Raw genomic sequence first — 14,768 nt, 5'->3', positions numbered from 1 at the left:
TTGATAAGGCAGGCATTTGGTGTATTGAAAAGTGGCAAACCGTATGATCCGGATCATGCAAATAATTTAACTTTGGTTGCAAAAAATGCTTGACTTTTAACACGGAACATCTCGACCGGAAGCGAGTACTATGCAATAGTGCTCGTTGGAGCGGAGGAATCTCAATCGTTATTTAACAAATGTACCCCCTCTTTATCTCCCCCTAAAGTAGGGGGAGAGACCCGTTCCCCTCCTAATATAGGAGGGGGCAGGGGTGGTATGAAAATAGCTGTTTGACAAGAGACCTCTCCGCTTCGGTCGAGGTGACAGTTTTTTGTAGTGTGCTTAGATACATTTATTCAATGTTTGCCTCTATTTCTCTACTTCCCCACTTCCCTATCTCACCAATAACGTCCAGCTATTGTCATTGCTCTTTTAAAAACGGTAGGGTGCCAGCTTTTGAGAGCTGCAGATTTTTAAGTGACTGATGAAAAATGTCAGGTAGTGCCAAGTTGAACTATATTCATACTTTTCAGAACATCTTCATCGTCGCAGGTATAGAGTGTGTCGAGGAAAGCAGTTATAAAGCTACCCGGTTTATCCGATATTTTTGCAGCTTTTTCTCCGCAAGCTGAAAAAAGTGCACTGGCTGCAACACAGGCTTTAAGTTTATTTTCAGGAAGTACGGAGCAGAATGCTCCTGTTACTGCTGATAAGCCGCAGCCGGTACCTGTGACTTTTGTCATGACATGGTGACCGTTTTTCGTTAGCCAGGATTCGCTGCCGTTTGTGATAAAGTCATTTTCTCCGGAAGCTGTAACTATACATTGTTTCTTGTTTGCAAGATTTTTCATGCTTTCCCGCATTTCGCTATTTAGAGACAGGGTGCTGTCCACGCCTTTTGTTTTTACCCCTTCAGATATAACGGACATTATTTCGGAAGTGTTACCTCTGAAGACATCTATTTTCACTTCGTCAAAAATCCTTTTTACAGCTTCGGTGCGCAGTTTTGTGGCTCCTGAGCCCACAGGGTCCAGAACTACAGGTATGCTGTTTTTGTTGGCGGTCTTACCTGCCAGAATCATGGATTCCAGCCAGGAGTGTTGAATTGTGCCAATGTTGAGTATTACAGCAGAGGAGACGGAAGCAATTTCCTCCACTTCATCGATGCTATGTGCCATAACCGGCGATGCTCCTATTGCAAGCAGAATATTTGCTGTGGAATTCATAACGACGTAATTGGTAATGTTATGAATGAGGGGGTTTTTCCCTCTTATTTTTTCTATACAGCTTTTGACTGTTTCATACATTTTATCCTCCTGTCAGCTGTTTAAAATAGTTTGAAGATAAAATCCACAAAAGGAATGATAAACAAAGCCGGGAGCATATTTGCCGTTTTGATTTTAGTCAGTTCCAGCATATTTAACCCTATGCCGAGGATAATAATTCCTCCTACTAATGATATACCGTTCACATAGACTTCTTCGCTGAGGAGAAAAGTGGCTTTTGACGCCAGCAAACTCAAAAGTCCCTGGTATACAAAAACAAAAATTGCGGAGAAAATAACACCTATACCTAAGGTTGAAGCCAAAATAATAGAAGATATTCCGTCAAGCAGGCTTTTGACATACAGGACAGAAGGATCATTGTTAAGACCGTCTTTGATTGCTCCAACGATTGTCATAGAACCGACACAAAACAGAACTGTTGCGGTAATAAATCCCAATACAAATGTGCCGGAATTACTGCCCGTTTTTTCCTGCAGATACTTGCCCGTCTTATCAAGCTTCATTTCTATATCAAGAAATTCACCAAGCCCCGTGCCCAGGACCAGGCTTACAAGGCCGGGCAGAAAGTCATGATTTACAAAAGACATTTTCATACCGAGAACAAGTACAGCCAACCCTAATGCTTTTACAACGGCATCTTTTGTTTTTGTCTTGATTCTGCTGCCGAAAGTAATGCCGATTAAGCTTCCTGCTGTAACTGCAATAGTATTTACTATAGTTCCTGTAATCATTGGTCTATTCCGTGTATATAGTTTAATACTTTTTCTGCAAAATCTTTTGAAATAACTTTTACCGAAGCTTCATTGTTGTAATTCATAGCACTGTGTGTGAAATTGTGACTACCAATAAACACTATTTTTTTATCGATGACAATAAGTTTCGTATGAGTTCTTGTTCCAGGTGCATCATAGATGACGTTAATCCCTTCTTCAGCCAGTTCTTCAGCTGTTTCCCTGTTAACTTCATTCAGAAAACCTTCCTCTTTTTCGATATCCATGATAACGGTTACGTCCAAACCTTTTTCTGCAGCTCTGATAAGTGCGTTTTGTATATGTTTTGTATCCTGGGTAGTATAGTCAGTGGTTTTGAACATATATATGGAGATTACAATATTTTTCTCCGCATTTTCGATACTGCTCACAGCTTCTCCAAGATATTGCCGGTTTGGCAAAAACTGTACTTTAGCAGAAACTTTCTCTGTACCTGCTTTTAAATTGACAATGATGGCGAAAAAAACAATAAAGACAGTTAAAAAAAGCTTTAAACGGTGCTTTTTGACAAAAATTTTCCCAGGGTCCTTCATAATTCTTTTTCTTTTTCTCCTCTTAATACATATGTTATATTTGTCCAGACCGTCTCCACTCCGTCTTTTCTTGTTGCTGAGAAAGGAAGAACAGCATCAGCGGTCACTGAAAGGGCCTCCGCTATTTTACTGACATGTTTCTCCAATTCGTTACGTGAAACTTTATCCGTTTTTGTAGCGGTTAGTATAATCGGTATTTCATTCTCACTCAACCATTCTATCATTAGAAAATCATCGTCGGAAGGGATTCTCCTGATATCTATGATCAGTACACACGCTTTAAGCTGGCTTCTTGTTTTCAGATAGCTTTCAATAAGCCTGCCCCATTTTTTTCTTTCAACTTTGGATGTTTTTGCATAGCCGTAGCCGGGCAAATCGACAAAAATATATTTATCTTCAATATTGAAAAAGTTGATTAATCTTGTTTTGCCCGGCGTATTTCCCACTTTTACCAGCTTCTTTCTTCCTAGCAATGCATTTATCATAGATGACTTGCCTACGTTGCTGCGGCCTATAAAGGCTATTTCAGGAAGACTTGTTTCCGGGAAACCACCTGTATCCGCTGCGGAAGTAATGAATTCTGCATTCATTTTAATACTCCAGATTTTTTAAGGAAATCTTTCATTCCGAAATCGTAATCTGTGCTGAATCCTGCAGCATTCTTGTGTCCGCCGCCGCTATTGGCTTCTGCAATATCATTAACTGAAACAGTTGGAATCGACCTTAGGGAAACCTTTCTTTTTTGTGCATTTATGATAAAAATATATTGAAGCTGCATTTTCTGTAACAGATAGTTTCCAAGCTCTGAATTATATTTTTCAGCAAAAATACATCCAAACGTTCTTCCCCATTTATCAGTGAAAACTTGAATATGTTTTTCTGAATTCTCAAAATATTTATTCTGACTTTCCTCTTCCAGCTCCAGAAGCAGTTTTTCTTCTTTTGCAAATACAGTTGAAGGGTTACAAAGAAATCTTTTAACAAATCTGTCTATTCCGAAAAGTGTAAACAACATATTCATTTTCAGACTTTTTTTGTTTTGCAGAAGCCAGAGGTCATAATCATTAATGCATTCCACAAGATCATGAAATTTTTTTACGTTTTTATTTTCAGACAAAAGCCATTCATATGTTAATTTAGTTGCAGATTTGCCTGTTTCATGAATTGTGAAATCGTAACTTTTAAGATTTTCTGATGAGATGTGGTGGTCTATCAGCGTGATTTCCAGCCTGTTGATAAGGTGCTTCAGAAGTTCTTCACCGGGAGAAACATCTGTAATAATAATACGGTCGTAATGTACAAAATTGTTCAGTATAAAGTCATCTACTTCATCGTAATTAAGATAGAATGTATCGATGTTTTTATAAACTGACTTCAGTAGTATGGAACAGCCTGCACCGTCCATATCGTTGTGTGTAACGTGTATAATCATTAATTATTCTCCGATAATTTTTATTAAAGCCCTTTTTTTTCTGCGTCCGTCAAATTCACCGTAAAAAATCTGCTCCCACGGACCGAAATCGAGCTTTCCTTCAGTTATTGCTACGGTTACCTCTCTTCCCATTATCTGCCTTTTTAGGTGTGCATCGCCATTGTCTTCCCCTGTAAGATTGTGTTTGTAAAGGCTTAGAGGTTCATGCGGTGCCAGCTCTTCAAGCCATCTTTTGTAATCCTGGTGTAACCCTCCTTCATTATCGTTGATAAATACTGATGCAGTAATATGCATGGCGTTTACAAGGCATAATCCTTCTTTTATTCCGCTCTCTCTGACGGCCTCCTCGACAACAGATGTTATATTGACAAACTCCATACGGTTTTTTGTATTAAACCATATTTCTTTACGGTGAGATTTCATTGAGATTCCTCCTGTAAATATGTTATAAGAATATAGCACATTTAATTAAGAGTTTAAAGGTTTAGCAGAGAACTCACACAGGTTTAACATATACTGCGGCTTTTTCAATAATTTTTATATAAATAAACAGGTTCACAGAAATTATTAGCATATAGACAGAGATCTCCCCACCCGTCGGCGGACTTGGTCGGCTTCACTCGAGGTGACATAAGTCATTGTCACTTCGACCGGAACCGAACATATAAGAATTTATGTGCTCGGCGGAGCGGAGGAATCTCTGACGTTGTTTGACAAAAAGTACCCCCTCTTTCTCTCCCCCTAAAGTAGGGGGAGAGACCAGTTCCCCTCCTAAAATAGGAGGGGTCAGGGCTTGCCCCGTTGAATGCCGTAGGCAAATGGCCAAGCCATTTATTCAACTGGGGATGGTATGAAAACAGTTGTTTGACAATGAGATTCCTCGGTTCCACTTCGTTTCACTCGGAATAATATTTACCCATACGTGTCATCTCGACCAGAAAGAAGTGGAGCGGAGAGATCTCAGACGCTGTTTGACAAGAGACCTCTCGGCTGCGCTTGAGGTGACAAGTACCTAAATGTGTCATTTCGAACGAAGTGAGAAATCTCTATCATATGAAACGATATAGTAAATAAATATGTAAGTATGCTTATTAAAATATTCTCAGTGAGGAGTAATAATGATTGTATTTTGCGGAGTGGGATTTTTTGAGGAAAATCTTTTAAACGAAATAATAAAGCATTGGGAAGTAACCGTTATTGAAAAAGATAAAAATAAAATAGATAAGCTTCAGAATGCAGGGAAAAATATAACTTTGACTGAAGGTGATGCAACGAGCGCAGTATTGTGGAAAAAGCTGGATACGGAGGGGATAGAGTCTGTGATAGTAACGTTCAGGGATTCTGACCTGAGCCTTGAAGTCTGCTGGATTGTAAGGAATATTCTGAAACTGGATGTACCGATAATTGTTCTGCTTTATGAAAAAGAAGGGGAAAAGAAATTTGAAGATTCTACTGTTACTTTGATAAAACCGATGGATATCTCCATAAATATAATTTTGAATAAACTTCATAAAAATTATTCCAGGGCGATTGATATAGGTCAGAAAAAAGGTGAAATTATCGAGTTGAATGTCATGTCAAAATCTCATATTACCGACAGGAAATTGAAAAACCTTCGTCCTTCAAAATGGCATCTTGCAGCTATTTACAGAAATAATGAACTCGTTATTCCTTCCGGCTCAACAAGAATAAAGGTCGGAGACAGGATAGTTGTGGCCGGTGAGCCTAAGATACTGGAGAATCTGGCCGGCATTTTTTCAAAGGGTATACCTCAGTTTCCTTTGCAATATGGTGAAGATATGGCTGTTGCCCTTGATAAAAGACACCCCTGGGTGCTTGAAGAATCTGTTTTTCTTAATGCTGCAATAAGAACCAATGACCTGCGGATTCTGATAAGGGATTTCCATATTTCTGATGAAATAAAAAAGAAGCTCGATACAGGCAAGCTCAGTTACAAGATTGAGGAAGAAAACAAGTCCAAAATCAGGTTTGTGGAAAATAAAGAAAATGTTGGAATACACGCTTTGAGTTTTAATAAAAATAACCTTTTTGACTATATCAGGGCGAGGGAGATATTTAAAGCTGCTGAAAAGCCTGTTTTTATTTCCAGAAACAGTTCAAAATACGAAAAAGTGGTTATTTCACTCAACTGTTTTGATCCGGTATACCCTATGGAGACGGGGGTTGAAGTGGCAAGACTGTTTAATATCGATTTTGAGGTCATCTATATTACTTTGCCAAAAGGGATGAGGGGAGATACAGAAGAGACCAGGCTTGATGAGCGGAATAACCTGATAAAAGATTTTGGAAGTCTGTATAGAAAAAAAATCCAATATAAACTAATGGAGGGTAATCCGATTGTGCAGACGCTGGAATATTTAGGAAGCACAAATGGCAAAATTTTATATATTTCAAGCTTTAAAAAAGGGAGTGCAGGCTCCCTTTTAAAACCGGAAGTCGGTTTTTATACAGCTTTCCGTTCAGAGTTCAGCTCAATTGTAATACCACAGAAGGTTGAAAATGAGTAAAGAAGAAGCTCTGCTGCTCCTTCTTATATCAGTTGGGGCATTTATAATGCCTTTTGTCGCCAGGAAATTTCATGTCCCAACCGCCGTCTCGGAGCTTTTATATGGGATGTTTATAGGAAGTTTCCTGCATTTTGAGCCTCATGCCATGGGGATAATTAACTTTCTGGCTGAGCTGGGGTTTATAGTTTTAATGTATATGGCAGGTTTGGAGCTTGATGCTGAAGACCTGCAGAAAACCTCAAATAAAACATTATTGATATTCATCTCTCATTTTTTAGCAATAGTTCTGTTCTCAGTGATACTTGTAAATATTATCGGCCTTCCCCCCTATTTTAATCTTTTTATCGTTATTACGTCCATTGGCTTACTTTTTCCCATTTTAAGCGAGCTGGATATAATGGAAACAAAGCTGGGCAAAGAGCTTTTGATTCTGGGGAGCATAGGCGAAGTTTTCAGTCTTCTGGCTTTAACTGCATTTACAGTCATTTATAATTATGGAATAAGTTATGGCGGTTTGCTGCACATCCTCAAGTTGGCTGCATTTTGCGCCGCGGCTTTTTTTACTCTTAAATTACTACAGCTTTTTACCTGGTGGTTTCCGAATAAACTCAGTTTTATGGCCAAAACCGGTGTGTCTTCTGAAACGGGGCTGAGAGGTAATTTTCTTAATATGCTTGTTTTTGTTGCTTTGGCAGCTTTTTTGAATATCGAAGTGATAATAGGGGCTTTTATAGGTGGAATGCTTTTTGCAGCAGTTTTCAAGGCAAGGGAGAAAATTCAGGAAGGTTTTGAGATGATAGGGCACGGTTTTCTTGTACCCATTTTTTTCATCTATGTGGGGCTGAATTTTGAAACATCCCTGTTAATGGATTTTACCGTTGTCAAATATGCTCTGCTTCTCTGTCTGCTTATTATCATTGTTAGGGTGCTGGCCGGATTTGTTTTTTTATTTGGAGCCTACAGGTTAAACAATATACCTGTTTTTCCGTTTTCCACCTCCTTTTCCCTGACCTTGCTTATAGCGGCTGCGAAACTTGGCGAAAGTCTCGGGGTATTTTCAAAAGATATTTCCGGCGGTGTAGTCCTTGCATCCATCATATCAGCGCTGATCTTTCCATTGTTTTTCAGGATAATTATTAAGAAACTGGTTGTATAGCCGGGGAGTGGGGTGGTGAAGTAGTGAGATAGGAATGGTGATTTATAATTTGCATGCAATAAATTTTTGAGACAGTGAAAATCAATACTCCAAATTATTTGTCTTTGTTTTATCATAACTTTATATTTGCCTGATAAATAATGTTCTTAATTTAAGCTTAATTTTTTAATATATTGGTATGTTTTAAGTATTAATTGACATATAATGAAAATTGTGTTTTATTATGATGATAAATAAAGCAGGGGGAAGTTTATGGAAGAGAAAATCAAGCAGTTTAAGAAGCTTAGCGAAGAAGCTGAGCTCGGCGGCGGTCTTGAAAGAATCAAGAAGCAGCATAACGCCGGTAAACTTACAGCTCGGGAAAGAATTGATAAACTCTTGGATAAAGGAACATTTGTAGAGCTGGACAAGTTTGTGATGCACAGGTGTACCAATTTTGATATGCAGAAAACAAAGATTTTGGGTGACGGTGTTGTAACAGGCTACGGTAAAGTTAACGGAAGAACTGTTTTTGTATTTTCACAGGATTTCACAGTTTTCGGCGGTTCGCTTTCGGAGATGTTTGCCAAGAAAATATGCAAAGTTATGGACCTTGCTGTTGAGGTTGGAGCACCTGTTGTTGGTCTTAATGACTCGGGCGGTGCGCGTATTCAGGAAGGTGTTATGTCTTTGGCAGGCTATGCCGACATATTTTTGAGAAACAGTCTTTCTTCAGGCGTTGTTCCTCAGATTTCTGCAATTATGGGGCCATGCGCCGGCGGTGCTGTTTATTCACCCGCTCTTACAGATTTTGTTTTTATGGTTAAAGAAACGAGTTATATGTTTATTACAGGACCTGAGGTCGTAAAAACTGTTACAAGTGAAGATGTTACAAAAGAAGAGCTCGGCGGGGCGATGACTCACAACTCTAGAAGCGGTGTGGCTCATTTTGCCGCTGAAAATGATGAGGATTGTCTGTTGAGAATCAGGGAGCTTATTAACTTCCTGCCTCAAAATAACATGGAAGACCCTCCTATTGCGCCGACAAAAGACGATCCGAACAGAACGGATGATTCATTGAACAAACTGGTTCCTGAAAATCCGAATCAGCCTTATGATATGGCTGAAATTATAGAGAAAGTTGTGGATGACGGAAACTTTTTTGAGGTTCAGGAGCATTATGCCAAAAATATAATTGTTGGATTTGCGAGACTTAACGGCAAAACAATCGGGGTTGTTGCTAATCAGCCTCAGGTGATGGCCGGTGCACTTGATATGGATTCATCTATTAAAGGAGCACGTTTCGTTAGATTCTGCGATGCTTTTAATATTCCTCTTCTTACCTTTGTGGATGTGCCAGGTTTTATGCCAGGTGTTCAACAGGAATACGGTGGTATTATCAAACACGGTGCGAAGCTTCTCTATGCATACTGTGAAGCAACTGTTCCCAAAGTTACTGTGATTACCCGTAAAGCCTACGGTGGTGCATATGATGTTTTAAGCTCAAAACATATCAGAGGGGATATCAACTATGCTTATCCCACGGCTGAGATCGCGGTCATGGGGCCGGATGGCGCAGTTCAAATACTCTATCGCAAAAAGATTGCGGAGGCTAAGGATCCGGACGCTATGAAAAAGAAAATGACCGATGAGTACCGCGAATGGTTTGCCAATCCGTACAGAGCAGCTGAACTGGGATATATTGACGAAGTTATACTGCCTGAAGATACAAGACCCAGACTTATTCAGGCTTATGAGCTGCTTAATAACAAACGTCAGACCAATCCGCCCAAAAAACATGACAACTTGCCACTGTAGAGGAGGTTTCAATGGCTGAGATAAAAAAGGTTTTAGTTGCAAATAGAGGCGAAATAGCCATACGTATTTTCAGAACATGCAGAAAGATGGGTATAAAAACCGTAGCTGTTTATACGCATGCAGACAGAAAAGCCCCGCATGTCAGATATGCAGATGAGGCATATTGCATAACTGAAAGTGCAAGTGATACAAATTATCTGAAAATGGATAAAATTATTAAGATTGCCAAAGATACTGGGGCGGCAATTCATCCTGGGTACGGTTTTTATGCTGAAAACGCTGATTTTGTCAGAAAATGTGATGAAGAGGATGTGACGTTCATAGGCCCCAAGGCCGAGCATATTGACCTTATGGGAAGTAAAACCGGAGCCAGAATGGCTATGGCCGAAGCCGGTGTCCCCACAGTGCCCGGGACAAAAAATCCTATAAGGGATGTTGATGAAGCGAAAAAGATATGCAGGGATATAGGATATCCGATTATGCTGAAAGCCGTTTACGGCGGCGGCGGCAAAGGGATGAGGCTTGTCGAGAAAGAAGAGGATTTTGATTCTGCTTTCCGCACAGCAAGTTCCGAAGCCAAGAATGCCTTCGGCAACGGTGATATGTATATAGAAAAGTTTATTATTCAGCCTCACCATGTTGAGGTTCAGGTTTTGGGAGATTCCCACGGCAATGCACTGCATCTGTTCGACAGGGAATGTTCCATTCAGAGAAGGCACCAGAAGGTAATTGAGGAAGCACCTTCTCCTTTTATCAATGAGGAAACACGTGAGAAGATGTGTGAAGTTGCTTCAAAAGCTGTAAAAAGGCTTGGTTATATAAGTGCAGGTACTCTGGAGTTTGTTGTTGGTGCTGATCAGAGCTTTTATTTCCTTGAAATGAACACAAGGCTGCAGGTGGAGCACCCTATAACCGAAATGATTACCGGTGTTGATATTGTGCGGGAAATGATTCGTATTGCAGAAGGAAAGGAGATTTCCTTTAAACAGGAGGAAATTCATAGAAACGGACATGCTATTGAGTGCCGTATTTATGCGGAAGACCCTTCCAATAATTTTGCCCCGTCTCCCGGACTGCTTACAATATATCAGACTCCCGAAGGTCCCAATGTGAGAGTGGAGAGCGGCGCCTATCAGGGATATGAGATTCCCTTGTATTATGATCCAATGATTGCAAAGGTTTGTGCAAACAGTAAAACACGTGACGGTGCAATTGAAAATATGAAAAGAGTTCTTTCCGAGTATATCGTAGCAGGGATAAAAACGTCGATTCCGTTTCATTTCAGCGTACTTAAAAACGAAACGTTTCTCAGCGGCAACTACGATACGGGCTTTATCGATAACAAGTTCGATAAAGAGGATCTGGAAAGAAAAGAGCACGAAGATCCAACTGTTCCGCTGGTTGCTGCGGCCATTAAACAGCTTATGTCGGAGAAAATTGCAGCAGCCCGGTCGAGAACCAGACCGGAAGTGGGGGAGTCCGACTGGAAACGTTTCGGTAAGTTACTTAATTTCGGCAACAGGATATAGTGAGGTGAGCCTATGATTACAAAAAGAGAATATTATGCAAATGTAGAAGGTTTTGAAGAAGAATATAAACTTGCAGTGGAAGAGAAGGATTACCATGTTTTTGAAGTGGATGTCATGGGAGAAAAACATACGGCAGATTTCAGACAGATTAATGAAAGTATTTACTCACTGATTATCGATAACAAATCGTATTCTGTTGAAATAAGTGAAGACGGTGATCAGTTTGAAGTGTTGGTTGACGGTGACAGCTACAATGTGGAAATTCTGGATGATATGAAGCGGCTTATGAAATTAAGAGCTGATGTAGGGCTCGAAGGACGTCAGGTTGTTGAATCTCAAATGCCGGGTTATATATGGAAAACGCTGAAGGAAGTTGGCGATGAAGTTGAAGCGGGAGAACCCGTTATGATTCTTGTTGCCATGAAGATGGAAAACGAAATCAAAGCGCCCAAAGATGGTGTTATTGAAGAAATTTTTGTAAAAGCCAGTGAAGATCCCCAGGAAAGCACTGTCGGTACAGGGGACAAGCTTTTTGTTATTGAATAGACAAATTTTACTTTTTGTTTTGTATGTTTAGCAAAAAGGGGCTGCGGCCCCTTTAATTTTAAAATGAGGTTTAACCATGAGTGAATTTAAAAAATACAATATAAAAGACTGGGAAGAGCTGGCCAAAAAAGAGTCAAAGAAAGACAGTCTTAATCATTTAAACTGGGAAACCCCTGAGGAATTTACAGTAAAACCATTATACACTAATGAAGATATTGAAAATCTGGAGTTTGTAGATACTTTCCCCGGCCTGTCTCCTTTTGTCAGAGGTCCCAGAGCTACGATGTATGCCGGTAAACCTTGGACAATAAGACAGTATGCCGGATTTTCAACAGCAGAGGAGTCCAACGAGTTTTATAAAAAAAATCTGGCTCAGGGGCAGCAGGGTTTGTCAGTGGCTTTTGATCTGCCGACACACCGGGGGTATGACTCAGATCATCCGAGAGTTGTAGGGGATGTCGGTAAAGCCGGCGTTGCAATTGATTCCATTCAGGATATGAAAATACTCTTTGACGATATACCTCTGGATAAGGTTTCCGTCTCCATGACGATGAACGGTGCCGTTATTCCAATAATGGCCAACTATATTGTTGCAGCCGAGGAACAGGGTGTCTCCCGGGAGAAATTATCGGGAACAATACAGAATGATATCCTCAAAGAGTTCATGGTAAGAAACACATATATTTACCCACCGAAACCTTCCATGAGGATTGTTGCAGATATTATTGAGTATACAAGCAAATATATGCCGAAATTCAATTCTGTCAGTATCAGCGGCTATCATATTCAGGAAGCCGGTGCGAACTGTGCTCAGGAGCTGGCTTTTACCCTTGCAGACGGTCTTGAGTATGTGAAATATGCCAGAGACAGAGGTCTGGATGTGGATTCATTTGCTCCGAGGCTGTCTTTCTTCTTTGCAATAGGTATGAATTTTTTCATGGAAGTTGCAAAATTGAGGGCAGCAAGGTTCTTGTGGGCAAAATTGATGAAGCAGTTTAATCCGAAAAATCCCAAATCCATGACATTAAGAACTCATTGTCAGACATCCGGCTGGAGTCTGACAGAGCAGGATCCTTATAATAACATAATAAGAACCACAATAGAGGCAATGGCAGGTGTATTAGGGGGTACCCAGTCCCTTCACACGAATGCGCTGGATGAAGCGATAGCTCTGCCAACGCCTTTTTCTGCCCGGATAGCAAGAAATACACAGCTTATCCTTCAGGAAGAAACCGGTATATGCAATGTTGTTGATCCTTTGGGCGGTTCTTATTACGTGGAAAGTTTGACCAATAGTCTGATTGAAAAAGCTTCTGAAATAATTGATGAGGTTGAGAATCTTGGCGGTATGACAAAAGCCATGGAAACAGGGATGCCTAAATTGCGAATTGAGGAATCCTCTGCAAAAAAACAGGCTAAGATTGATATGGGTAAAGACGTAATAGTCGGTGTTAACAAATATGTGAAAGATGAAGATGACTCCGTGGATGTGCTCGAAATAGATAATACAAAAGTTCTTGAAAAACAGGTGGAAAGACTTAAACAATTAAGGCAGAATAGGGATGAAAATGAAGTAAAGGCTGCGTTAGGGAAACTGACCGAAGCTGCAGAAGGAGAAGAGAACCTTCTTGAATACGCGGTGGATGCAGCGAGAAAAAGGGCAACAGTCGGCGAAATTTCCGAGGCTATGGAAAAGGTTTTCGGTAGATATTCAGCTGATATAAAACTGCAAACCGGGGTGTATAACAGCGTGTTTGGAGAAAATGAAAAATTTGATGAAGCGAAAAAACTGGTGGATGAATTTGCTGAAAAAGAGGGAAGAAGGCCGAGAATTCTTATTGCCAAAATGGGGCAGGACGGTCACGACAGAGGGGCAAAGGTTGTGGCTACGGGTCTGGCTGATCTGGGTTTTGATGTTGATGTGGGACCTCTTTTTCAGACGCCTGAGGAAACGGCAAAGATGGCTGTTGAAAATGATGTTCATGCTATAGGTGTTTCCAGTCTGGCTGCAGGTCATAAAACACTGGTACCCAAACTTATTGAAGAACTGCATAAACTTGGAGCAGATGATATAATTGTAACCGTCGGCGGTGTTATACCGAGGAATGATTACGACTTTTTATATAAATCGGGAGTTAAATGTATTTTCGGCCCCGGTACTCCTATATTCAAATGTGCCAGAGAGACGCTGCAGGAAATTGAAAAACACGGTGCAAAATAGCACAAATGCGTGTCGATGATATTATAAAAGGTGTTTTGAAAGGCCACAAAAGACACCTTGCCAAAGCAATTACGCTTGTTGAAAGCAAAAGTCTCAGCAAAAGAGAGGATGCCGACAAGCTTCTAAACAGTATACTGCCATATACCGGGAACTCTATCCGACTTGGTATTTCCGGCGTTCCCGGTGTTGGTAAAAGTACCTTTATCGAATCATTCGGGAAATTCCTTACTTCAATAAATAAGAAGGTAGCTGTACTGGCTGTCGACCCTTCTTCAAAAATATCGGGTGGAAGCATTCTTGGTGACAAGACAAGGATGCAGGAGCTGGCAAAGGATCATGATGCTTTTATACGGCCGTCGCCATCTGATGAATCATTGGGAGGAGTGGCCAGAAAAACCCGTGAATCGATGCTGATATGTGAAGCTGCCGGCTACGATATTATTATTGTGGAAACGGTGGGAGTGGGGCAATCGGAAATCGAAGTTGCCTCAATGGTGGACTGCTTTACTCTTTTACAGCTTCCCGGAGCAGGAGATGAGCTCCAGGGGATAAAAAAAGGTATAATGGAAATATCGGATATTATTCTGATTAACAAATCCGAAGGCGAAAATATTCATAAAGCAAAGCTGGCAAAAAGTCAGATTGAAAATGCTCTGCACATATTAAAAGGACGCGATGATAACTGGATTGTAAAAGTACTGCTTGTGAGCGCACTTAACAACGAAGGAATAGAGAGATTTTGGGAGGTGCTGCTTCATTTCATTACTCATATGAAGAATGGAAATTTTTTCCGGGCAAAAAGGAAAAAACAATCTGTTGACTGGATGTGGAAGCTGCTTGATGATGAGCTCATGCGTATTTTTAAAAGTGATGGAAAAATTAAAGAAATGCTTGTTTCAACCGAAGAAGAGGTCAGAGCAGGGCATATAAACCCTGCATCTGCTGCAAAAACACTTCTGGATGCTTTCTTGGATAAGAAATAAACTTT

13 protein-coding genes are annotated in these 14,768 nt (G+C 40.4%); 7 read left to right on the top strand and 6 right to left on the bottom strand.

The features are described 5' to 3' along the window. Positions 1-476 precede the first annotated feature (476 nt). From thiM to UMU13_RS10660, 6 genes are read right to left on the bottom strand one after another with little or no spacing between them, the layout of a single operon-like run. Positions 477-1,289: a hydroxyethylthiazole kinase gene (gene thiM, locus UMU13_RS10685; RefSeq protein ID WP_328219031.1), complete on the bottom strand. Its 813-nt coding sequence runs from the start codon at positions 1,287-1,289 to the stop codon at positions 477-479. Positions 1,290-1,309: 20 nt separating this feature from the next. After that, entirely contained in the window at positions 1,310-1,999 is a 690-nt protein-coding gene (locus tag UMU13_RS10680; RefSeq protein ID WP_328219030.1) for a DUF554 domain-containing protein, read from the bottom strand. Next, on the bottom strand, positions 1,996-2,571 hold the full coding sequence (locus UMU13_RS10675) for a phospholipase D-like domain-containing protein (RefSeq protein ID WP_328219029.1): 576 nt from the start codon (positions 2,569-2,571) through the stop codon (positions 1,996-1,998). The genes UMU13_RS10680 and UMU13_RS10675 overlap by 4 nt, the downstream gene beginning before the upstream one ends. After that, positions 2,568-3,161, bottom strand: coding sequence for a ribosome biogenesis GTP-binding protein YihA/YsxC (gene yihA, locus UMU13_RS10670; RefSeq protein WP_442902151.1), 594 nt, complete (start codon positions 3,159-3,161; stop codon positions 2,568-2,570). Before yihA ends, UMU13_RS10675 begins: the two co-directional genes overlap by 4 nt. Next, positions 3,158-4,003 (bottom strand): DHH family phosphoesterase, encoded by an 846-nt coding sequence (locus UMU13_RS10665; RefSeq protein WP_328219028.1) that lies wholly within the window; start codon positions 4,001-4,003, stop codon positions 3,158-3,160. Before UMU13_RS10665 ends, yihA begins: the two co-directional genes overlap by 4 nt. Positions 4,004-4,006: 3 nt before the next feature. Then, positions 4,007-4,426 carry a secondary thiamine-phosphate synthase enzyme YjbQ gene (locus UMU13_RS10660; RefSeq protein ID WP_328219027.1) on the bottom strand — a complete coding sequence of 140 codons (420 nt, stop codon included), beginning with the start codon at positions 4,424-4,426 and terminating at the stop codon, positions 4,007-4,009. Between the two features lie 695 nt (positions 4,427-5,121). Between UMU13_RS10660 and UMU13_RS10655 the strand changes: the two genes are divergently transcribed. From UMU13_RS10655 to meaB, 7 genes are all read left to right on the top strand, one after another. Further along, positions 5,122-6,531 carry an NAD-binding protein gene (locus tag UMU13_RS10655; protein ID WP_328219026.1) on the top strand — a complete coding sequence of 470 codons (1,410 nt, stop codon included), beginning with the start codon at positions 5,122-5,124 and terminating at the stop codon, positions 6,529-6,531. Then, complete coding sequence (locus tag UMU13_RS10650) at positions 6,524-7,687, top strand: cation:proton antiporter (protein WP_328219025.1); 1,164 nt, start codon at positions 6,524-6,526, stop codon at positions 7,685-7,687. The genes UMU13_RS10655 and UMU13_RS10650 overlap by 8 nt, the downstream gene beginning before the upstream one ends. A 252-nt stretch (positions 7,688-7,939) precedes the next feature. Further along, complete coding sequence (locus tag UMU13_RS10645; protein ID WP_328219024.1) at positions 7,940-9,484, top strand: acyl-CoA carboxylase subunit beta; 1,545 nt, start codon at positions 7,940-7,942, stop codon at positions 9,482-9,484. A gap of 11 nt (positions 9,485-9,495) precedes the next feature. Then, the gene (accC, locus tag UMU13_RS10640) at positions 9,496-11,013 is read left to right on the top strand and encodes an acetyl-CoA carboxylase biotin carboxylase subunit (RefSeq protein ID WP_328219023.1); all 1,518 of its coding nucleotides are present in this window, start codon (positions 9,496-9,498) and stop codon (positions 11,011-11,013) included. A gap of 12 nt (positions 11,014-11,025) precedes the next feature. Continuing rightward, positions 11,026-11,559: a biotin/lipoyl-containing protein gene (locus UMU13_RS10635; protein WP_303700222.1), complete on the top strand. Its 534-nt coding sequence runs from the start codon at positions 11,026-11,028 to the stop codon at positions 11,557-11,559. 76 nt (positions 11,560-11,635) lie between these two features. Continuing rightward, entirely contained in the window at positions 11,636-13,780 is a 2,145-nt protein-coding gene (scpA, locus tag UMU13_RS10630) for a methylmalonyl-CoA mutase (protein ID WP_328219022.1), read from the top strand. Between the two features lie 5 nt (positions 13,781-13,785). Next, positions 13,786-14,763: a methylmalonyl Co-A mutase-associated GTPase MeaB gene (gene meaB / locus UMU13_RS10625; RefSeq protein WP_328219021.1), complete on the top strand. Its 978-nt coding sequence runs from the start codon at positions 13,786-13,788 to the stop codon at positions 14,761-14,763. The last annotated feature ends 5 nt before the right edge of the window (positions 14,764-14,768 follow it).

It is taken from the genome of Flexistipes sp. (assembly GCF_036172515.1).
GTDB lineage: Bacteria > Chrysiogenota > Deferribacteres > Deferribacterales > Flexistipitaceae > Flexistipes.
The sequence above is the reverse complement of the archived record's forward strand: the minus strand, read 5'-3'. Positions and strand labels throughout refer to the sequence as shown.